Annotated in this window: 6 protein-coding genes; 5 read left to right on the top strand and 1 reads right to left on the bottom strand. The window is 68.3% G+C overall.

Going from position 1 to position 23,781, the window contains the following annotated elements:
- Positions 1-302 precede the first annotated feature (302 nt).
- From pks2 (AC5Y46_RS01700) to AC5Y46_RS01680, 5 genes are all read left to right on the top strand, one after another.
- On the top strand, positions 303-6,614 hold the full coding sequence (gene pks2, locus AC5Y46_RS01700) for a sulfolipid-1 biosynthesis phthioceranic/hydroxyphthioceranic acid synthase (RefSeq protein WP_499944123.1): 6,312 nt from the start codon (positions 303-305) through the stop codon (positions 6,612-6,614).
- Positions 6,615-7,183: 569 nt separating this feature from the next.
- Entirely contained in the window at positions 7,184-13,453 is a 6,270-nt protein-coding gene (pks2, locus tag AC5Y46_RS01695; protein ID WP_499944122.1) for a sulfolipid-1 biosynthesis phthioceranic/hydroxyphthioceranic acid synthase, read from the top strand.
- Between the two features lie 55 nt (positions 13,454-13,508).
- A complete protein-coding gene (locus AC5Y46_RS01690; RefSeq protein ID WP_499944121.1) occupies positions 13,509-14,954 on the top strand; it encodes a condensation domain-containing protein in 1,446 nt (481 codons plus the stop codon).
- Between the two features lie 533 nt (positions 14,955-15,487).
- The gene (gene pks2 / locus AC5Y46_RS01685; protein ID WP_499989860.1) at positions 15,488-21,781 is read left to right on the top strand and encodes a sulfolipid-1 biosynthesis phthioceranic/hydroxyphthioceranic acid synthase; all 6,294 of its coding nucleotides are present in this window, start codon (positions 15,488-15,490) and stop codon (positions 21,779-21,781) included.
- Positions 21,782-21,785: 4 nt separating this feature from the next.
- Entirely contained in the window at positions 21,786-23,021 is a 1,236-nt protein-coding gene (locus AC5Y46_RS01680) for a glycosyltransferase (protein WP_499989859.1), read from the top strand.
- Here AC5Y46_RS01680 and AC5Y46_RS01675 read toward each other — a convergent pair.
- Positions 23,018-23,773: a glycosyltransferase family protein gene (locus AC5Y46_RS01675; RefSeq protein WP_499989858.1), complete on the bottom strand. Its 756-nt coding sequence runs from the start codon at positions 23,771-23,773 to the stop codon at positions 23,018-23,020. The two genes, AC5Y46_RS01680 and AC5Y46_RS01675, sit on opposite strands and share 4 nt — an antisense overlap.
- Positions 23,774-23,781 lie beyond the last annotated feature (8 nt).

Below are 23,781 nucleotides of genomic sequence, written 5' to 3'. Positions count from 1 at the left end.
GCACGAGCCCCGGCCCTGAACCGCGCCGACGCCATGAGCTGGGACTTCGCCATCCCGCGGCGGTCAACACCCGCCCGCTGAAGCGTCCCGTCGCCGTCGGCGTCGGCATCTTTTTTTGTACGTCCGCACGATTTTCCCAAGTGAGACCACGCAACCGGCTACGCTGCTGATCGCCACCTCTGACAATTCAGCGTGGGGACAGAGGGGCACGTCTGCTGCTGCGGCTCGTCTCATAGCGGACAGCCTGGAAGATCGCCCGCCGAAGCGGGCTCGACGCGGTGTTGAGGAGTTGAAGAAGAACCGTGGATAAGACGCGCGTGACGCCGGTTGCTGTGATTGGGATGGCATGCCGCCTGCCGGGGGGCATCGATTCACCGACGCAGCTGTGGGAGGCGTTGCTGCGTGGCGAGGATTTCGTCACCGAGGTTCCCCCCGACCGCTGGGACATCGACGAATACTACGACCCCGAGCCTGGTGTGCCGGGACGTTCCCACTGCAAGTGGGGCGCCTTCATGGACAACCTCGGTGACTTCGATCCCGAATTCTTCAACCTTCCGGAAAACGAAGCCGTCGCCATGGACCCCCAGCACCGTTTGCTGCTGGAGACGTCCTGGGAGGCCATGGAGCACGCCGGTCTGACCCCCGCTCAGCTGGCCGATTCGCTGACCGGCGTCTACGTCGGGTTCACGCACGCCGACTACCAATTCGTGCAGGCCGAGACCGGCACCTTGGAAGGCCCCTACGGCAACACCGGGACCAACTCCTGCATGGCCTCTGGACGGGTCTCCTATGCGCTGGGTCTGCGCGGCCCGGCCGTGACCGTGGACACCGCGTGCTCGTCCGGCCTGTTCGCCGCCCACCTGGCCGCCCGCAGCCTCAATGAGGGGGAAACCGACCTGGCGTTCGCCGGCGGCGTCTACGCGATGCTGGAACCGCGCCGGTTCGCCTCGGGTTCGGCCAACGGCATGCTGTCGCGCACCGGCCGCTGCCACGCCTTCGACGTCGAAGCCGACGGCTTCGTCTCCGGCGAGGGCGTGGTCGTGCTGCTGCTCAAGCGCCTGCCGGACGCGCAGCGTGACGGCGACCGGATCTGGGCCGTCATCCGCGGCACCGCCGCCAACCAGGACGGTCACACGGTCAACATCGTGACACCGTCGGCCGACGCGCAGGAAGCCGTCTACCGTGCGGCGCTGACCGCCGGCGACGTGGACCCCGCCACCGTCGGCATGGTCGAAGCGCACGGCACCGGTACGCCCGTCGGCGACCCGTTGGAATATTCCAGCCTGGCCGCGGTCTACGGCATCGAGGAACCTTGCGCCCTCGGCTCGGTGAAGACCAACTTCGGCCACACCCAGTCCACCGCGGGTGCGCTGGGATTGCTGAAGGCGGTTCTGGCGGTACAGCACGGCGTGGTCCCGCAGAACCTGCACTTCAACACGATGCCCGAGCAAATGGCCGAGATCGAGACCAATCTCTTTGTGGCGCAGGATGTTACGCCGTGGCCGTCGCGTCAGGAGGGCACCCCGCGGCGGGCCGCGGTGTCGTCGTACGGCATGTCGGGCACCAATGTGCACGCCATCGTGGAACAAGCACCCGAGCCGGGCGCCACGCAAGCAACCGGCGCGGTCACCGGCCTGGACGGCGTCCTGGTCTTCCCGCTTTCGGCGAGTTCGGAGGACGCACTGCGCGTCACCGCGGCGCGGTTGGCCGACTGGGTGGACGCACAGCAGGACCTGAACATCTCGGATCTGGCCTACACGCTGGCGCGCCGGCGCGGACACCGGTCGGTGCGCACCGCCGTGCTGGCCGGCACCGCCACCGAGCTGCGCGATGCGTTGCGGGAAATCGCCGACGGTGAGGTCCCCTACCCGGCCGCGGTCGGTTCGGACAAGGGACCGGTCTGGGTGTTCTCCGGGCAGGGTTCGCAATGGGCGGAGATGGGCAAGGACCTGCTGGCCAGCGAGCCGGTGTTCGCCACCAAGATCGCCGAGATCGAGCCGCTGATCGCCGCCGAGTCGGGATTCTCGGTGACCGAGGCGATGACCTCGCCGGAGAAGGTGAGCGGCATCGACCGCGTCCAGCCGACCCTGTTCGCCATGCAGGTCGCGCTGGCCGCCGCGATGAAGGAGTACGGGGCGCAACCCGGTGCGGTGATCGGGCACTCGCTCGGCGAATCCGCAGCCGCCGTCGTCGCCGGGGCGCTGTCGCTGGAAGACGGCGTCAAGGTGATCTGCCGGCGCTCCAAGCTGATGACCCGCATCGCCGGTGCCGGGGCCATGGCGTCGGTGGAACTGCCTGCCCAGCAAGTGTTTTCGGAGTTGTTGGGTAGCGGCATCGACGATGTGACCGTCGCCGTCGTGGCCTCGCCGCAGTCCACCGTGATCGGCGGTGCCACCGAGCGGGTGCGCGAGCTGATCGCCTCCTGGGAGGAGCGCGACGTGATGGCCCGCGAGGTGGCCGTCGACGTGGCCTCGCACTCCCCGCAGGTCGAACCGATCCTGGACGACCTGACCGAGGCGCTGGCCGACATCGAAGCGCTCGAACCCGAGGTGCCCTACTACTCGGCGACGTTGTTCGATCCGCGGGAAGAGCCCTACTGCGACGCCTACTACTGGGCCGACAACCTGCGCCACACCGTGCGGTTCTCGGCCGCGGTGCAGGCCGCGCTGGAAGACGGCTTCCGGGTCTTCGCCGAGCTGTCGCCGCACCCGCTGCTCACCCACGCGGTCGACCAGACCGCCCGCGGCCTGGACATGTCGGCCGCCGCCCTGGCCGCGATGCGTCGACGCGAACTGGGGGCACCTCCCGCTTGCGGGGGACCGCTGCCGCACGGGCTGCGCGGACTCATCGGCGACCTCTATGCCGCCGGCGCGGCCCTGGACTTCGCCGCGCTCTACCCCGCCGGGAACCTGGTCGACGCGACCCTGCCGGTCTGGAACCATCGCCGCCTGATGCTGCTGGAAAGCACCGACCGCCTGGCCCACACCCACGCCGTCGCTGTCCACCCGCTGCTGGGCTCGCACGTGCGGCTGCCCGAGGAACCCGAGCGCCACGTCTGGCAGGGTGACGTCGGCACCGAGGCGCTGCCCTGGCTGGGTGACCACCAAATCCACGGCGCCCCAGCACTTCCCGGCGCTGCCTACTGCGAGATGGCGCTGTCCGCGGCCCACACGGTGCTGGGCGAAAACGCCGAAGTCCGCGACGTCCGCTTCGAGCGACTGCTGCTGCTCGACGAGCAGAGCCCGGTCGGGGCGACCGCGACCGTCGAGGCACCTGACGTCGTGCCGTTCGTGGTGGAGACGAACGAGGGCGGGGAACGTTCGCGGCGCGCGTCGGCGACGCTGCATGCAGCCGACGACGAGGAACCGGCAGTCCACGACATCGAGGCGCTGCTGGCGACGCACGCCAGCGCGGCCGAGGGCGACGACCTGCGCGACGAGTTCGACGAGCGCGGCATCCAGTACGGACCGGCCTTCGGCGGGCTGGTCTCGGCGCACACCGCCGAAGCCGGCGGGGACACCGTGCTCGCCGAGGTGGCCGTGCCCAGCTCGATCCGCTCCCAGCAACGCGCCTACGGCGTGCATCCGGCCCTCCTGGACGCCTGCTTCCAGTCGGTGGCCGCGCACCCCAGCGTCCGCTCAGCCGGCGGCGGCCTGTTGTTGCCGCTGGGTGTCGGCCGGCTGCGCGCCTACGGCCCGGCCCGCAACGCCCGCTACTGCCTGACGACGGTGACCCGCGGCGAAGCCGGCGTCAACGAGCTGGTCGCCGACATCGACATCCTCGACGAGCACGGCACGGTGCTGCTCGCGGTGCGCGGCCTGCAGATGGGCACCGGCGCCTCGGCGAGCAGCGAACGCGACCGCGTCCTGAGCGAGCGGCTGCTCACCATCGAGTGGCAGCAGCGCGACCTACCCGACAAGGCCGTGACCGAGCCCGGCACGTGGCTGCTGATCAGCACGTCGGAAGCCGCCGACATGACGGCCACTCAGCTGACCGACGCGTTGAAGGTGCACGACGCCGACACCACGACATTGTTCTGGCCGCTGCGAGCCGCCGACCACGAGACCCAGGCCGGTCGCCTGCGCGAGCACCTCAACGCGAGCGCCTGCCACGGCGTCGTCGTCGTCACCGCACCCGACCACGGCGACCCGGAACCCGGATCCGGTACGCGCGGCAGCGAGTACGTCGAGCACCTGGTGCGGATCGCGCGCGAGCTGCCCGAAATCATGGGTTACACCCCCCGGCTGTACGTGCTGACCCGAAACGCGCAGCCGGTGCTCAGCGACGACCGCGTCAACCTCGAGCAGGGCGGCCTGCGCGGTCTGCTGCGGGTCATCAGTGCCGAGCACCCGCATCTGAAGGTCACCCAGATCGACGTCGACGAGCAGACCGCCGCCGACCAGGTGGCCCGGCAACTGCTGCAGGCCGAGTCCGAAGAAGACGAGACGGCCTGGCGGCACGACGAGTGGTACACCGCGCGGCTCAACGCCACCCCGCTGGGACCCGACGAACGCCACACCACCGTCGTCGATCACCAGCACCACGGCATGCGCCTGCAGATCCGCACCCCCGGCGACCTGCAGACCTTGGAGTTCGCCGCGTTCGACCGGGTACCGCCCGGCCGCGGTGAGGTCGAGGTCGCCGTCAGCGCGTCCAGCATCAACTTCGCCGACGTCCTGGTCACCTTCGGGCGCTATCAGACGGTCGACGGACGGCAGCCGCAGCTGGGCACCGACTTCGCCGGCGTGGTGACCGCGGTCGGACCCGACGTCACCGACCTCAAGATCGGCGACCGGGTCGGCGGCACGTCCCCCAACGGGTGCTGGGCCACCTTCGTCACCTGCGACGCGCGCCTGGCCACGCCCATTCCCGACGGCCTGACCGACGTCGAGGCGGCCGCGGTCACCACTGCCTCGGCCACCGCCTGGTATGGCCTGCAGGACTTGGCCCGGATAAGGTCGGGCGACAAGGTGCTGATCCATTCCGCGACCGGCGGGGTGGGCCAGGCGGCCATTGCGATCGCGCGTGCCGCCGGGGCCGAGATCTACGCCACCGCGGGCAACGAGAAGCGTCGACAACTGTTGCGCGACATGGGAATCGAGCATGTCTACGACTCCCGCAGCGTCGAGTTCGCCGAGCAGATCCGCCGCGACACCGACGGCTACGGCGTGGACATCGTGCTCAACTCCGTCACCGGCGCCGCCCAGCTGGCCGGGATCAAGCTGCTGGCCCGCGGTGGACAGTTCGTCGAGATCGGCAAGCGCGACATCTACGCCGACACCAAGCTGGGGTTGTTCCCGTTCCGGCAGAACCTCTCGTTCCACGGTTTGGACCTGGGGTTGCTCTCGATCACCGACCCCGCCGCCCTGCGCGACCTGCTCAGCACGGTGTACAACGCGACCGCCGAGGGTGTGTTGCCGGTGCCCGAGTGCACCCGCTACCCGCTGGCCGACGCGGCCACCGCCATCCGGGTGATGGGTGCGGCCGAACACACCGGCAAGCTCATCCTGGAGATCCCCCATGCAGGCCGCAGCAGTGTGGTGCTGCCTCCGGAGCACTCCCAGGTCTTCCGCAGCGACGGCGCCTACATCATCACCGGCGGTCTGGGTGGTCTGGGGTTGTTCCTGGCCGAGAAGATGGCGGGAGCCGGTGCCGGCCGGATCGTGTTGAGCTCGCGATCCCAGCCGAGCCAGAAGGCGCTGGAAACCGTCGAATTGATCCGCGGCATCGGTTCGGACGTCGTGGTGGAGTGCGGCGACATCGCCGAACCGGACACCGCCGAGCGGCTGGTGATCGCTGCCACCGCCACCGGGCTGCCCCTGCGCGGGGTGCTGCACGGCGCCGCCGTCGTCGAGGACGCCGTCCTGTCCAACATCACCGACGAACTCGTCCGGCGCGACTGGGCACCGAAGGTTCACGGCGCGTGGCATCTGCACGAGGCAACCGCGGGCCATCAGCTGGACTGGTTCTGCTCGTTCTCGTCCGCGGCCGCCCTGGTGGGCTCGCCGGGTCAGGGCGCCTACGCGGCGGCCAACAGCTGGCTGGACGCGTTCACCCACTGGCGACGTGCCCAGGGGTTGCCGGCGACGTCGATCGCCTGGGGCGCCTGGGCCGAGATCGGGCGCGGCAGCACGTTCGCCGCGGAATCCGGTGAAGGTGACGCGATCGACCCGGACGAAGGCGCCTACGCGTTCGAGGCGTTGCTGCGCCACAACCGCGCCTACACCGGGTACGCCCCGGTGATCGGGTCGCCGTGGCTGACCGCCTTCGCGCAACGCAGCCCGTTCGCCGAATCGTTCAAGTCGGCAAGGGGCAAGTCCGGCGGTAGCAAGCTGCTGTCCAAGCTGATGGAGCTGCCTCGCGAAGAGTGGCCCGGTCAGCTGCGACGGCTGGTGTCCGAGCAGGTGAGCCTGATCCTGCGCCGCGCGGTCGACCCGGACTGGGCCCTGGCGGAGTACGGCCTGGATTCGCTGGGCAACCTCGAGTTGCGGACCCGCATCGAATCGGAGACGGGGGTACGGCTGCGCTCGTCGGATATCAGCACGGTGCGCGTCCTGGCCGACCACCTGACCGAGAAACTGGCTCCGGCACAGGACAATCCGGACTCGATCTGAAGGCGTGCCCGTGGCCGGGCGAACGCCGGGCAAACCTCGGGCAATCGGGGGCGGAAATTTTTTCGTTTTGACCGTGCCGACCAGCCGAAACGCCTAGCCTGATCAGTGCAGATCGGGCCGGCGCGGGCACGTTTCGCCGGTTCGGCGACGGTCGCCAGCAACCACGATCGCTGGTGACCGAATCGCCGTTCACCATCACGTTATGACTTCAAAACAGCAGCAGACAGTACGGCGGCGAGGTGCGTAGCGCCCACCGGGACCGGCCGTCCTAGCGGTCTGTCGCGCTTCCGAGCTGCTGTTTTAGGATCGAACACGGAGCTCTCCAGGTCACCGGGGAGCAATGTGATTGCAGTCACCTTCGCCGGAAAATTTTTGTACGTTCGCACGATTTTTCTACATGTGACGAACCGACCGGCTACGCTTCTGAATCGCGCTCGACGAAGTGGGCGTCGAAGTACGGGGGTCGGTGGGCGCGTTCACGGCTGCGGAACGACAGCAGCGCGGCGCGAAGTTCGACCAGGACTTTCCGAAGAGGTCTTGCAGCGCGGGTTAAGGAGTGACGTACGACCGTGGAGAAATCACACGCCACACCGGTTGCCGTCATTGGTCTGGCGTGCCGGTTGCCGGGCGGCATCAACTCACCCGACCTGCTGTGGCAGGCCCTCCTCCAAGGCGAGGACTTCGTCACCGAGGTACCTCTCGAGCGCTGGGACGTCGACGAGTACTACGACCCCGAACCCGGTGTGCCGGGGCGTTCGCACTGCAAATGGGGCGCGTTCCTGGACAACATCGGCGACTTCGACGCCGAGTTCTTCAACATCACCGAAAAAGAAGCGACGGCCATGGACCCGCAGCACCGGTTGCTGCTGGAAACCTCCTGGGAGGCCATGGAGCACGCCGGCCTGACCCCGCAGCAAATGCTCGACACCGCCACCGGGGTATTCATCGGCCTGAACCACGGCGACTACCAGTTCGTGCAGGCCGAGACCGGCACTCTGGAAGGGCCCTACGGCAACACCGGAACCAACTCGTGCATGGCTTCCGGACGGGTCTCCTATGCGCTGGGCCTGCGCGGCCCGTCGGTCACCGTCGACACCGCGTGCTCCTCGGGTTTGTTCGCCGCGCACCTCGCGTTCCGCAGCCTCAACGACGGCGAGAGCGACCTGGCGTTCGCCGGCGGGGTGTACGCGATGCTGGAACCGCGCCGGTTCGCCTCGGGTTCGGCCAACGGCATGCTCTCCCGGACCGGACGCTGCCACGCCTTCGACGTCGAGGCCGACGGCTTCGTCTCCGGCGAGGGCGCGGTCGTCCTGTTGCTCAAGCGTCTCGAAGACGCCCAGCGGGACGGTGACCGGATTCTGGCCGTGATGCGGGGTACCTCCGCAAACCAGGACGGTCACACCGTCAACATCGTGACCCCGTCGGTGGACGCCCAGGAGGCGGCCTACCGCGCCGCACTCGCAGCCGCCGACATCGATCCCAACACCGTCGGCATGGTCGAGGCGCACGGCACCGGCACACCGGTCGGCGACCCGGTCGAGTTCGCCAGCCTCGCTGCGGTCTACGGCACCGAGCGCCCCTGTGCGCTCGGGTCGGTGAAGACCAACTTCGGCCACACCCAGTCCACCGCGGGTGCGTTGGGGCTGATGAAAGCGGTCCTGTCCGTGCAGCACGGGGTGGTCCCGCAGAACCTGCACTTCAACACCATGCCGGACAAGATCGCCGAGATCGCAACCAATCTTTTTGTGGTGCAAGAGAACACGCCGTGGCCGTTGCGCGACGAGGGCGCCCCACGGCGGGCCGCGGTGTCGTCGTACGGCATGTCCGGCACCAACGTGCACGCGGTACTGGAACAAGCGCCCGAAACCCCGGCGCCCGATGCCGCGACCACCGCAACCGAGACGCACGGCGCCCTGGTGTTCCCGATCTCGGCCAGCTCCGAAGAAGCCCTGCGCAAGACCGCCGGGCAGCTCGCCGACTGGGTCGACGCGCAGCAGGACCTGAACATCTCGGACCTGGCCTACACCCTGGCCCGCCGGCGCGGGCACCGACCGGTGCGCACCGCCGCGGTAGCCGCAACCGCCACCGAGCTGCGGGACGCGTTGCGCGAGATCGCCGACTCGGAAACCCCATACCCGCCCGCGGTCGGGCAGGACGACAAGGGTCCGGTCTGGGTGTTCTCCGGCCAGGGTTCGCAGTGGGCCGAGATGGGCCGCGACCTGCTGGCAGCAGAGCCGGTGTTCGCGGCCAAGATCGCCGAGATCGAGCCGCTGATCGCCGCGGAGTCCGGCTTCTCGGTGACTGAGGCGATGACCGCACCGGAGAAGGTGAGCGGCATCGACCGGGTACAGCCGACCCTGTTCGCCATGCAGGTCGCCCTGGCCGCCACCATGAAGGACTACGGCGTGAGCCCGGGTGCGGTGATCGGGCACTCGCTCGGCGAGTCCGCTGCCGCCGTCGTCGCCGGTGCGTTGGCGCTGGAAGACGGCGTGAAGGTGATCTGCCGGCGCTCCAAGCTGATGACCCGCATCTCCGGTGCCGGGGCCATGGCGTCGGTGGAACTGCCCGCCCAACAGGTGCTGTCCGAACTGATGGCCCGCGGCGTCAACGATGCCGTCGTCGCGGTGGTCGCCTCCCCGCAGTCCACCGTGGTCGGCGGCGCCACCGAGACCGTGCGCGAGCTGGTCGCCGCGTGGGAAGAGCGCGACGTGATGGCCCGCGAGGTGGCTGTCGACGTCGCCTCGCACTCCCCGCAGGTCGATCCGATCCTCGACGACCTGACCGAGGCGCTGGCCGACATCGAAGCCCTGCAACCCGAGGTGCCCTACTACTCCGCGACGTCCTTCGACCCGCGCGAAGAGCCGTACTGCGACGCCTACTACTGGGCCGACAACCTGCGCCACACCGTCCGGTTCGCCGCGGCGGTGCAGGCCGCGCTGGAAGACGGTTTCCGGGTCTTCACCGAACTGTCCCCGCACCCGCTGCTCACCCACGCCGTCGATCAGACCGCCCGCGGCCTGGACATGTCGGCCGCCGCGCTGGCGGCGATGCGCCGCGAGCAACCGCTGCCGCACGGGCTGCGCGGGCTGGTCGGCGACCTGTACGCCGCGGGCGCCGCGGTCGACTTCGCGGTCCTCTACCCCGGCGGGCGTCTGGTGGACGCGACGCTGCCGGCCTGGAACCACCGCCGCCTGATGCTGCTGGAAAGCACCGACCGCCTGGCCCACACCCACGCCGTCGCCGTCCACCCGCTGCTGGGCTCGCACGTGCGGCTGCCCGAGGAACCCGAACGCCACGTCTGGCAGAGCGACATCGGCACCGAGGCGCTGCCCTGGCTGGACGACCACCAGATCCACGGCGCCCCAGCGCTTCCCGGCGCCGCCTACTGCGAAATGGCCCTGACCGCCGCCCGCACCGTGCTGGGCGACGCGTCGGAAGTCCGCGACGTCCGCTTCGAGCAGCTGCTGCTGCTCGACGAGGAAACACTCGTCGGCACCACCGCGACCGTCGACTCGCCCGGCGTGGTCCCGTTCGTGGTGGAGACGACCCACGAGGGGCAACGCACCCGGCGGGCATCGGCCGTGCTGCACGCGGTCGGGGAGGCCGACGCCGACGTGCCTCCGTCCTACGACATCCAGGCCCTGCTGGCCACCCACCAGACTTCGACCGACGGCGACGACCTGCGCCAGGACGCCGACCTGCGCGGCATTCAGTTCGGTCCGGCGTTTTGCGGCTTGGCCAGCGCCTCCACCTCGGACGCGGAAGACTCCGTGCTCGCCGAGGTGGGATTGCCGGTCGCGATCCGCTCCCAGCAGGGCGGCTATGGGATACATCCGGCGCTGCTGGACGCCTGCTTCCAGTCGGTGGCGGCGCACCCGGCCGTCCGCAACCTCGGGGGTCTGCTGCTGCCGTTGGGTGTCAGCCGGATTCGGGCCTGCGGCCCGGCCCGCAACGCGAGGTACTGCCACACCACGGTGACCCCGTCCGGAACCGGCGTGCAGGCCGACATCGACATCCTCGACGAGCACGGCGCCGTGCTGCTCGCGGTGCGCGGCCTGGAGATGGGCACCGGCACCTCGGCGAGCAGTGAAAGCGACCGCGTGCTGAGCGAGCGGCTGCTCACCATCGAATGGCAAGAACGTGAGTTGCCCGACAAGACCGTTACCGAACCGGGCAGCTGGTTGCTGGTCAGCACCTCCGAGGGTGCCGACATGCTGACTACCCAGCTGACCGATGCGCTCAAGATGCACGACGCGCAGAGCACGACGATGTCGTGGCCGCTGCACGGTGACCACGAAACCGAGGCGCAACGCCTGCGCGAACAATTCGAATCCGCTGCCTTCTCGGGATTGGTGGTGCTCACCGAACGGCAGAGCGGCACCGATGACTCCTCGATCGTCCGCGGTGCCGAGTACGTCAAACTCGCGGTTCGCATCGCCCGGGAACTGCCGGAGATAGTCGGGCAGTCACCCCGGCTCTACGTCCTGACCCGCAACGCTCAGACCGTGCTGAACCACGACGTGCCCAACCTCGAACAGGGTGGGCTGCGGGGACTGCTGCGGGTGATCGCCGCCGAGCACCCGCATCTCAAGGTCAGCTACATCGACCTCGACGACCAGACCGGTGCCGACAACGTGGCGCGTCAGCTGCTGCTGGGCACCGACGAGGACGAGACCGCCTGGCGCGACGACCAGTGGTACACCGCACGCCTGTACCCGAGTCCACTGCGACCGGAGGAACGTCACACCACCGTCGTCGACCACCGGGAACAGGGCATGCGGCTGCAGGTCCGCACGCCCGGTGACCTGCAGACGATGGAGTTCACCGCGTTCGACCGGGTCCCGCCGGGCCCGACCGAGATCGAGGTCTCGGTCACCGCATCGAGCATCAACTTCGCCGACGTGCTGGCGGCCTACGGCCGCTGCCCCACCTTCGACGGCAAGCAACCCCCGCTCGGCCTGGATTTCGCGGGCGTGGTGACCGCTGTCGGCTCGGACGTCACCGATCACAAAGTCGGCGACCACGTCGGCGGCCTGTCGCCGGACGGATGCTGGTCCACTTTCGTCACGTGTGACGCTCGTCTTGCCGTCACGCTGCCGGAGGGACTGACCGACGCGCAGGCTGCCGCGGTCACCACCGCCTCGGCCACCGCGTGGTACGGCCTGGAGGAACTGGCCCGGATCAGGGCCGGTGACAAGGTGCTGATCCACTCCGGTACCGGTGGGGTGGGCCAGGCGGCCATCGCGATCGCCCGCGCCGCCGGGGCCGAGATCTACGCCACCGCCGGCAGCGAGAAGCGTCGACAACTGTTGCGCGACATGGGAATCGAGCATGTGTACGACTCCCGCAGCGTCGAGTTCGCCGAGCAGATCCGCCGCGACACCGACGGCTACGGCGTGGACATCGTGCTCAACTCGGTCACCGGCGCCGCCCAGCTGGCCGGAATCAGACTGCTGGCCATGGGCGGGCGGTTCGTCGAGATCGGCAAGCGCGACATCTACGGCGACACCAAGGTCGGGCTGTTCCCGTTCCGGCAGAACCTCGCGTTCTTCGGCGTCGACCTGGCATTGATGTCGCGGACGCATCCCGCGCAGGTCCGTGGCCTGCTGAACACGGTGTACCGGCTGACCGCCGACGGAAAACTACCGTCGCCCGAGGCCACCAACTACCCGCTGGCCGAGGCCGCCACCGCGGTCCGGGTGATGGGTGCGGCCGAGCACACCGGCAAGTTGATCCTCGACGTGCCGCACACCGGTCGCAGCAGCGTGGTCATGCCGCCGGAGCAGGCCCACGTCTTCCGCGCCGACAGCTCCTACATCATCACCGGTGGTCTCGGTGGCCTCGGTCTGTTCCTGGCCGAGAAGATGGCGAACGCCGGTGCGGGCCGCATCGTGCTCAGTTCCCGGTCGCAGCCCAGCAAGCAGGCGCAGGAGACCATCGAGCTGATCCGCGCCATCGGCTGCGACGTGGTGGTGGAGTGCGGTGACATCGCCGAGGCGGGTACCGCCGACCGGTTGGTGGCCGCCGCCACCGCCACCGGGCTGCCGTTGCGCGGGGTGCTGCACGGGGCCGCGGTGGTCGAAGACGCCACGCTGCCCAACATCACCGACGAACTCGTCGAGCGGGACTGGACACCCAAGGTGTACGGCGCCTGGCACCTGCACCGGGCGACCACCGACCACGCACTGGACTGGTTCTGCTCGTTCTCCTCAGCCGCCGCGCTGGCCGGTTCACCCGGTCAAGGCGCCTACGCCGCGGCCAACAGCTGGCTGGATGCCTTCACCCTGTGGCGGCGCGCCCAGGGGCTGCCGGCCAGCTCGATCGCTTGGGGCGCATGGGGTGAGATCGGGCGCGGCAGCACGTTCGCCGAAACCTCCGGGGACGCGATCGACCCCGACGAAGGCGCCTACGCCTTCGAGGCACTGCTGCGGCACAACCGCCCGTACACCGGCTACGCTCCGGTCGTCGGATCGGCGTGGCTCACGGCGTTCGCGCAGCGCAGCCCGTTCGCCGAAGCGTTCAAGTCCGCCGGCAAGGGCCGCTCGGGCACCAGCCGGTTCCTTGCCGAGCTCGCGGAGTTGGACCAGGAAGAATGGCCCGCCCGGTTGCGCCGCATGATCTCCGAGCAAGTGAGCCTCATCTTGCGTCGCGCGGTCGACGTGGACCGACCGATCTCCGAGTTCGGGATGGACTCGCTGGGGAACCTGGAACTGCGCACTCACATCGAGTCCGAGGTCAAGATCCGGGTCACCACCACCGACATCACCACCATCCGCGGGCTGGCCGATCTGCTTTACGACGAATTGATGTCAAAAGGCGACATAGCAACACCCGCATGAGGTAAAACAGATCAAGCGCCGCTGTTCGACAGCTGGCTGATACGAGGAGGAACGTGTGATCATAGGTGGGGGATCCGCTGACGTCACGCTCGGCGTGGGAATTGTCTACGACTGGGAACCTGGTCCGGGTACCGTCGTGACCTGGAAGCCGACACCTGCGTCGATCGCAAAGGCCAAGCAAGCGCCGGTCGTCGACGCGCCGCCGAGTTTCATGCAGGCCGGCCACATGCGCGGTTACGTGGAATTCGGCGAGCGCGGGCTCGACTATTCCCGGCTGGTGATGGGCTCGTGGGAGATCCCCGGCAAGTGCGATATCCGCACTATGACGCACGTCATCAATGCCCACGTGCGCCGGCACGAAACTTATCGGAGCTGGTTCGAGTACAACGGCCCGAACGATATCGTCCGGCACAAAATTCAAAACCCGCGCGACATTCAACTCGCCCCGGTTCAGCACGGCGAGTTGACGCAGCCCGAATGGCGCAATCTCGTCGTCTCCACTCCGCCTCCGCTGGAATGGGACTGCTTCCGTTTCGGTCTGATTCAGCACGAAAATCACTGCTCGTTGTTCGCCATTGTGGACCACCTGCACTGCGACCCGGCCGTCGTTTCCTCGCTGTACGTCGAGATTCTGACGAATTACCGCGCGCTGCTCGAGGGCAAACCCCCACTGGTCATGCCCGAGCCCGGCAGCCACGACAACTTCTGCATCCGCGAGGCGAAGATGTCGGCCGAGATGACCTTGGACTCCCCCGATGTCCGCAAATGGATCGACTTCGCCGAGAACAACAACGGCGGACTGCCGGAGTTCCCATTGCCGCTGGGTGAGCAGACGTTGACCTGCGGTGGCGACATCCTGATTGAGAAGCTGCTGACCCCCGAGCAAACCGCGAAGTTCGAAGCTCGGTGCATGGCCGCCCAGGCCCGGTTCAGCGGTGGGCTGTTCGGCTGTGTCGCGCTGGCGCACTACGAACTGACCGGCCAGGAAACCTATTACGGAATGACTCCGGTCGACAAGCGCAATTCGCCCGAGGAATACCTTTCCATGGGCTGGTTCACCGGCGCGGTGCCTTATACCGTCGCCATCGACCCGAATTCCTTCGAGGAAACCGCCCGCTCTACCCAGGCGTCGTTCGACGACAACATGAGCATGGCGAATGTGCCCTACGAGCGCGTCCTGGAATTGGCGCCGTGGTTGAAGCGGAATTCGTCGCAGTTCTTCATGACGAATTACATGGACGCTGGTCTGCCGCCGCTTTCCGCGGTTGTCGCTACCGCGCTGAAAGGTGCGAATGCCACGGCCTACAACGACGGCAGAAACCCGGCTTACCTGTATTTCTCGGTAATCCGTCTGTTCGACGAGGTCTCCGTGATGGTGAACTTCCCGAACAACCCGGTCGCCCGCGAATCCGTCACCCGTTATCTCGAGGTGCTGAAGTCGGTGTTCGAGCGTGCCGCCGAGGGCCAGTTCGCGAACGCCGCAGTTCAGGTCGCTCAATAACGATCCGTTTACCCGGGTTCACGCTCCCGTCCTAGAAAGAATGCGGGAGCGTGAAACCGGAAAATGGTGGGCAAAAAGGTTTCGGATCGTACGTCGAGTATGAATTCGGAATTGCGCAAGGACGAATTGCCGCGCCAGCGAGCAAACTGGCGACAATTCCCCGTCCAGCGCCGGCCACCGGCCTGAGCCGGGACCTGAGAGCGCAAGCATATGTCGTCGGCAGCGCTGGCGTGGGCGTTTCGCAAAATTCGCGCACACCCGGTCGGCGGTCCCGCGGAAGGCGCGATCCGGCGCGCCGGGCCCCCGGGTGACAGGCTGGGACGGCCTTCGAATTTTTTGGTACGTTCGCACGAATTTTCCTCCTGCCCAGGACAAACCCGATACGCTGCTGAACGAACTGGGGGTGGCCCGGCGCGGGGCCCGACGGTCGCAGCGCCGCGGGCGACCCACCCCATGCCCTGAACAAATCCGCCGCCGAACGCCGCTGCGGGTCACTCGATTGGGCAGGGATATGGAAGGACGGGTAGACGACCATGGACAGGACGGGTGTCACCCCGGTTGCCGTCATCGGTATGGCGTGCCGGCTGCCGGGCGGCATCGACTCCCCTGAGCTGCTGTGGGAGGCGTTGCTCCGGGGCGACGACTTCGTCACCGAGGTCCCGTCGCACCGCTGGGACGTCGAGGAGTTCTACGACCCCGAACCCGGTGTCCCCGGCCGCACGGTCTGCAAGTGGGGCTCGTTTCTGGACGACGTCGCCGACTTCGACCCGGAGTTCTTCGGGATCACCGAGCGAGAAGCCACCGAGATGGACCCGCAGCACCGCTTGCTGCTGCAAACCGCCTGGGAGGCAATGGAACACGGCGGCCTGACCAGGAGCGCACTGACCAGCGTGCAGACCGGGGTGTTCGTCGGCCTGATGCACGACGACTACCTGTTCATGCACGCCGACGCCGACACCTTGAGCGGCCCCTACGGATACATGGGTAACAGTTTCGCAATGGGGTCCGGCCGGGTCTCCTACGCGATGGGACTGACCGGCCCGGCGATGACGGTCGACACCGCATGCTCGTCGGGGTTGTCCGCCGTCCACCTGGCCTGCCAGAGCCTGCACGACGGCGAGAGCGACATCGCCCTGGCCGGCGGCGCTTCGGTGACGCTGGAACCGCGCAAGGCCGCTTCGGGTTCGGCCATCGGGATGCTGTCGGCCACCGGGCACTGCCACGCGTTCGACGTGAAGGCCGACGGCTTCGTGTCCGGTGAGGGCGCGGTGATGCTGTTGCTCAAGCGTCTGGACGACGCCCAGCGCGACGGCGACCGGATTCTGGCCGTGGTGCGCGGTACCGCCGCCAACCAGGACGGTCGCACCGTCAACATCGTGACGCCGTCGCAGCCCGCGCAGGTCGCGGCGTACCGGGCGGCGCTGGCGGCGGGCGGTGTGGACCCCAGCACGGTCGGCATGGTCGAAGCCCACGGCACCGGCACCCCGATCGGTGACCCGATCGAGTACGCCAGCCTGGCCGAGGTCTACGGCGCCGACGGTCCGTGCGCGCTTGCCTCGGTCAAGACCAACTTCGGGCACACCCAGTCGGCCGCCGGAGCGCTGGGGCTGATGAAAGCGGTGCTGTCGGTGCAGCACGGCGTGATCCCGCAGAACCTGCACTTCACCAAGATGCCGGACAAGTTCGCCGATATCGAAACCAATCTGTTTGTGCCACAAGAGAACACGTTGTGGCCGATCGACGACTCGAAGACGCCACGACGGGCCGCGGTGTCCTCGTACGGCTTCTCCGGCACCAACGTGCATGCGGTGATCGAGCAGGCTCCCGCGCAAAAGGCGACCAAAGTCGTTGAGTCCGAGGCAGACACCCCCCTGCAGGGCGCGCTGGTCTTTCCGTTGTCGGCGACCTCGGAGGACGGACTCCGCCAGACCGCGGCCAGGCTCGCCGACTGGATCGACGACCAAGACGAACTCGACATCTCCGATCTGGCCTACACCCTGGCCCGGCGGCGTACTCCGCGTTCGGTGCGCACCGCGGTCATCGCCGAGGATCGCGCGCAGTTGTCCGAGGCGCTACGTGCGGTTGCCACCGGCGACGCACCCTACCCGCCGGCGACCGGGCAGGACGACAAGGGTCCGGTCTGGGTGTTCTCCGGGCAGGGTTCGCAGTGGGCCGAGATGGGGCGCGACCTGCTGATCACCGAGCCGGTGTTCGCGGCGAAGGTCGCCGAGATCGAACCGCTGATCGCCGCGGAGTCCGGCTTCTCGGTGACCGAGGCGATGACCGCACCGGAAAAGGTGACCGGCATCGACCGCGTCCAACCGACTTTGTTCGCCATGCAGGTCGCCCTGGCGGCGACGATGAAAGCCCACGGCGCCATCCCGGGCGCGGTCATCGGACACTCGCTGGGCGAATCCGCCGCCGCCGTCGTCTCCGGCGCACTGTCGCTGCAGGACGGCGTCAAGGTCATCTGCCGGCGTTCCAAACTGATGACCCGCATCTCCGGTGCCGGCGCCATGGCCTCGGTGGAACTGCCCGCCGAGGAAGTGATCACCCAACTGGTGGCCCGCGGCATCAGTGACGTGGTGGTTGCCGTCGTCGCCTCTCCGCAGTCCACCGTGATCGGCGGGGCGACGCAGTCGGTGCGCGAACTGGTCGCCGCGTGGGAGGAGCGCGACGTGATGGCCCGCGAAGTGGCCGTCGACGTGGCCTCACACTCACCGCAGGTCGATCCGATCCTGGACGAACTCTACGAAGTGCTGGCCGATATCGAGCCGCTGCAGCCCGAGGTCCCGTACTACTCGGCGACCTCCTTCGATCCGCGCGAGGAGCCGTACTGCGACGCCGGCTACTGGGCCGACAACCTGCGCCACACCGTGCGTTTCGCGGCCGCGGTGCAGGCGGCGCTGGAAGACGGCTTCCGGGTATACACCGAGCTTTCCCCGCACCCGCTGCTCACCAATGCGGTCGACCAGACCGCCCGCGGCCTGGACAAGTCGGCCGCAGCGCTGGCGGGCATGCGGCGCGAGCAACCGCTGCCGCACGGCCTGCGGGGACTGCTGGGTGACCTGTACTCGGCCGGCGCCGCGGTGGACTTCTCGGTGCTCTATCCCGACGGCCGGCTGCTGGATGCGCCGTTGCCCGCCTGGAGCCAGCGTTCGCTGTTCCTGGCCACCAGCGGCTTGGATTCGGTCGCACGTCGCAGCGCCCTCGTTCCCGCGCATCCGCTGATGGGCGTGCATGTCCGGCTACCCGAAGAGCCCGAGCGGCACGTCTGGCAGGGCGAGGTCGGCACCGCGGCGCTGCCTTGGCTGGCCGATCACGAAATCCGCAACGCGGCAGCCCTGCCGGGCGCCGCCTACTGCGAGATGGCGCTGGTCGCGGCCCGCACCGTGCTGGGCGACGAGTCCGAAGTCCACGACCTGCGCTTCGAGCGCTCGCTGCGCCTCGACGACGTCACCCCCGTCGGCATCACCGCGACCTTCGAGGCACCCGACGTCGCCTCCTTCACGGTCGAAAGCAGCCAGGAAGGACGCTACGAGCGCCAGGCCACCGCCGTCCTGCACGCGGCCGACCCCGCCGACGAGCCGCAGGTGCACGACCTGACGGCGTTGCTGGCCAACCACCCGCGCGCGGTCGACAGCGACGAGATCCGTAGTTGGATGGGCAAGCGGGGTCACCGGCTGGGAGCGGCGTTCGCCGGGCTCGGCGGTGCCCACATCGCCGAGAACGCCGGCAACACAGTGCTCGCCGAGGTTTCGTTACCGGGTCCGCTGCGCCCCCAACAGGGCACTTACGGGCTGGTGCATCCGGCGCTGCTGGATGCCTGTTTCCAGGCGGTGGCCGCCCATCCCAGTGTGGGCAGCGCGGTGAACGGCGGACTGCTGTTGCCGTTGAGCATCCGCCGGCTGCGGGCCTACGGTTCGGCCCGGCACGCCCGGTACTGCTATGCGACGGTGACGGCGTGTGGTGCCAATGGCGCCGCCAACACCATCGAGGCCGACCTGGACATCGTCGACGAGAGCGGCACCGTGCTGATGGCGGTGCGCGGACTGCAGCTGGGCACCGGCGCCTCCCCGGACAGCGAACGAAGCCGCGTCCTGGGTGAGCGGTTGCTGTCCGTCGAGTGGCAACCACGCGAGCTGCCCGACAAGCCGCTGACCGATCCCGGTTCCTGGCTGTTGGTCAGCATGTGTGAGGCCGCCGACCTGACGGCGACAGCGCTCACCGACTCGTTGAAGGTGCACGACGCGCAGGCCACCACGTTGTCGTGGCCGTTCGCCGGCGACCATGGCGTGCACGCCCAACAGCTGCGCAGCAAGTTGGAGGAAGGCGCATTCCATGGCGTGGTGCTGCTGACCGCCCCGCAGCACGATTCCGATCAGCAGTCCGCCGACCGGGGCATGCGGTACGTCGAGCATGTGGTGCGCATTGCCCGCGAGCTTCCGGAGCTGTTGGGTTCGCCGCCGCGGCTGTATGTGTTGACGCGCAACGCGCAAACGGTGGTGGCCGAGGACCGGGCGAATCTCGAGCAGGGTGGCCTGCGGGGTCTGCTGCGGGTGATCAGCTCGGAGAACCCGCAGTTGAAGGTCACTTACGTCGACGTCGACGAGGCGACCGGCGCCGAGCAGGTGGCGCGTCAGTTGTTGCTGGCCACCGACGAGGACGAGACGGCGTGGCGCGACGACCAGTGGTACACGGCCCGGTTGCTGCCCACCCCCCTGCAACCCGAGGAACGCCACCGGACGGTCATCGACCACGAGCAAGCGGGGATGCGCCTGCAGATCCGCACCCCGGGCGACCTGGAGACGTTGGAGCTGGCCGCATTCGACCGGGTGCCTCCCGGCCCCGGCGAGATCGAGGTCGCGGTCAGCGCGTCCAGCGTCAACTTCGCCGACGTGCTGGCCACCTTCGGCCGCTACCAGACCTTCGACGGGCGGTTGCCCGAACTGGGTCTGGACTTCAGCGGCGTGGTGACCGCTATCGGCCCGGACGTGACCGCCCACCAAGTGGGCGACCGGGTGGCCGGCCTGTCCAACAACGGTTGCTGGGCAACGTTCGTCACCTGCGATGCGCGGCTGGCCGCCGCCGTGCCGGACGGCATGACCGATGCCCAGGCGGCCGCGGCCACCACCGCCTACGCCACCGCCTGGTACGCGCTGCAGGACCTGGCGCGGATCCGGTCCGGGGACAAGGTGTTGATCCACTCGGCGACTGGCGGGGTGGGTCAGGCGGCAATCGCCATCGCACGCGCGGCCGGGGCGCAGATCTTCGCCACCGCCGGCAGCCCCGAGCGTCGAGAGATGTTGCGCGGCATGGGAATAGAGCACGTCTATGATTCCCGGAGCACCGAGTTCGCCGAGTCGATCCGGCGCGACACCGATGGCTACGGCGTGGACATCGTGCTCAATTCCCTGACCGGCGCCGCCCAACAGGCCGGCATCAAACTGCTGGCGCTGGGCGGGCGGTTCATCGAGATCGGCAAACGCGACATCTACTCCAACACCCGGATGGAGTTGTTCCCGTTCCGGCAGAACCTGGCGTTCTACGGCGTCGATCTGGCGCTGATGGCCGAGAGCCACCCCGCGCAAGTACACGACTTGTTGAGCGCGGTGTACCGCCAACTCGCCGACGGCACCCTGCCGTCACCGGAGATCACCCATTACCCGATGGCCGACGCGGCCACCGCGATCCGGGTGATGGGCGCCGCGGAGCACACCGGCAAGTTGGTGCTCGACGTCCCGCATGTCGGGCGCAGCAGCGTGGTGATGCCGCCCGAGCAGGCCCCGGCGTTCCGAAGCGACGGCTCCTACATCATCACCGGCGGTCTCGGTGGCCTCGGGTTGTTCCTGGCCGAGAAGATGGCAGCAGCCGGCGCCGGCCGCATCGTGCTCACCTCCCGGTCGGCGCCCACCCAAAAGGCCTTGGAGACAATCGAATTGGTCCGCGCGATCGGCTCCGACGTGGTGGTGGAATGCGGCGACATCGCCGAGCCGGGTACCGCCGAAAGGCTGGTCGCCACCGCCACCGCCACCGGCCTGCCGTTGCGCGGGGTGCTGCATGCGGCGGCCGTGGTGGAAGACGCCACGCTGCCCAACATCACCGAGGAACTGATTCGCCGCGACTGGGCACCGAAGGTGCACGGGGCGTGGAATCTGCATGAGGCGATACAGGATCTGGAAGCGGATCGGCCGCTGGACTGGTTCTGCTCGTTTTCCTCGGCGGCGGCCCTGGTCGGCTCACCCGGTCAGGGGGCGTACGCGGCCGCCAACAGCTGGCTGGACGCGTTCACGCACTGGCGGCGGGCCCAGGGACTACCGGCCACTTCGATCGCCTGGGGTCCCTGGGGTGAGATCGGTCGCGCGACGTCCTTCGCGGAAGCGGCCGGGGATGCCATCGGGCCCGAGGAAGGCGCGTACGCGTTCGAGGCGCTGTTGCGGCACAATCGCGCTTACAGTGGCTACGCCCCCATCATCGGATCGCCCTGGCTGGACGTCTTCGCCCAGCACAGCCCGTTCGCCGAGGCCTTCAAAGCCACCTCCAAGCACGCCGGCAACAGCAAGTTCCTGCTCGAACTGGACAAGCTGCCCCAGGAGGAGTGGCCGGCGCGCCTGCGGCGCATGGTCTCCGAGCAGATCGGACTGATTCTGCGCCGAACCATCGACGTCGACCGGATGCTGACCGAGTACGGTCTGGACTCGCTCAGCAGTCAGGAACTGCGCACCCGCATCGAGTCCGAAACCGGCATCCGTATCACGGCGACCAACATCAACACGACGGTCCGGAGCCTGGCCGACCTGTTGTACGACGAGCTGACGTCCGCCTGACACGATGAAATTCGTCTTGGCGGTGCACGGCACGCGCGGCGACGTCGAACCTTGTGCCGCAGTCGGTATGGAGTTACTTCGTCGCGGCCACCAGGTCACCATGGCGGTCCCGCCCAACCTGATCGGGTTCGTCGAGTCCGGAGGGCTGACCGGTGTCGCCTACGGGCCGGACTCGGGCATACAGATCAACCAGGTCGCGGCGTTCGTGCACAACCTGACCAAAGCGCAGAACCCGTTCAACCTCGCCCGGGCGGGCAAGGAACTGTTCGTCGAGGGCTGGGCCGAGATGGGCAGGACGCTGACGCATCTGGCCGACGGCGCCGACCTGCTGATGACGGGCCAGACCTATCACGGGGTCGTCGCGAATGTCGCGGAGTACCACAAGGTTCCGATCGCGGCACTGCATCACTTCCCGATGCACGTCAACGGCCAGGTCGGGCTGCCGTCGGTGCCGATGCCACCGCAGCTGGCGCGTACCGTCGGCCGAACCTCCTGGCGGCTGTACTCCTACGTCACCAAGGACGCCGACCGCGCCCAGCGGCGGGAGCTCGGGTTGCCAGCGGCTTCGACCGCCGCGCTGGATCGCATCGTGGCCGGCGACGCACCGGAGATCCAGGCCTACGACCCGGTCTTGTTCCCCGGGATCACCGAGGAGTGGAACGGGCGGCGGCCGTTCGTCGGTGCGCTGTCGATGAATCTGCACACCGAACCCGACGAGGAGCTACAGGCATGGGTCGCCGACGGTGCCCCGCCGATCTACTTCGGGTTCGGCAGCACGCCGGTGCAATCGCCCACCGAGACCGTCGCGATGATCGCCGACGTGTGTGCCGAGCTGGGCGAACGGGCGTTGATCTACTCCCCCGGCCTGGATGCCGCGGTTCCTGATCACGTGAAACTCGTTGGGCTGATCGACTATTCGGTGTTCCTGCCGCGCTGCCGCGCGGTGGTGCACCACGGCGGGGCGGGTACCACCGCCGCGGGCCTGCGCGCCGGGATGCCCACGTTGGTCCTGTGGGACGTCGCCGACCAACCCATCTGGGGCGCCGCCGTGCAACGGTTGAAAGTGGGCACTACGCGGCGACTTTCGCGGATCAACCGGAAATCTCTGGTGAAAGAGATCCGGACGATCCTGGCACCGGATTACGCGGCACGCGCCCAGGAGATCTCAAAGCGGATGGCCAACCCCGCGGATGCCGTGGCGCAGGCGGCGAACCTGTTGGAAAAGGCGGCGCGAACCTAATCCAGCGGGAACGACCTGTACCACTTGCGTCGATGAGCTGCCCCCATCTCGCGCAGGATGCCCATTGCAGCCAGCGGGCCGTGCGTCCGGCTCAACCCGCGGATCATCGCCCCGCTGGATCCCCAATGGTATTGGCGGCCACCGAAATGCGCGTTGGCGGTCTTGCGGCCGAAGTGGTTGATGTAGGCCATTTCCGTTGTGTACAAGCCGAATCCGGACTTACGCGCGCGCAGCGCCAGATCGAGGTCCAGACCCCACCCGTAGCGCCCGAACGTGGACAGGTCCATACCCCCGACGGCATCCCAGCATTCGCGGGACATCACCAGTGCCGTCCCCTCCACGGCAGGCACCACCCGGTAGCGCGCTCGGGGAATGTAGTCCGCGGCGTCCGGCTTTTCCTCTGCCACCGCGTACGGAAATCCCGCGTCGAACATCGGCCCGACGATGCCCGCGTTGTCCGGCAGCCGCGTGTCGAGCAGAGCGGACACGAAGCCTTTCGAGATGCGGGTGTCGTTGTTGAGCGTCATCGCGTGCGAATAGCCCTCGGTGAACGCAGTCCGGAACCCGAGCTCACTGCCGCCGGCCCAACCCAGGTTCTCCCCCGGGGCAGTCACCCGCTCATTGCTGATCTTCGGGTAGTCCCCACGGTTGTCGACGATCAGATAATCCGCGCCCTCCCGCTCGAGGTCGGCCACCAGCGCATGCGTGTATTCGTGCTGACCGAACACCGGCACCGTAATCAGCAGGGACACAAGCGAAT

This window comes from Mycobacterium sp. NGS59, assembly GCF_059812345.1.
This window is presented reverse-complemented; position numbering and strand designations above follow the sequence as displayed.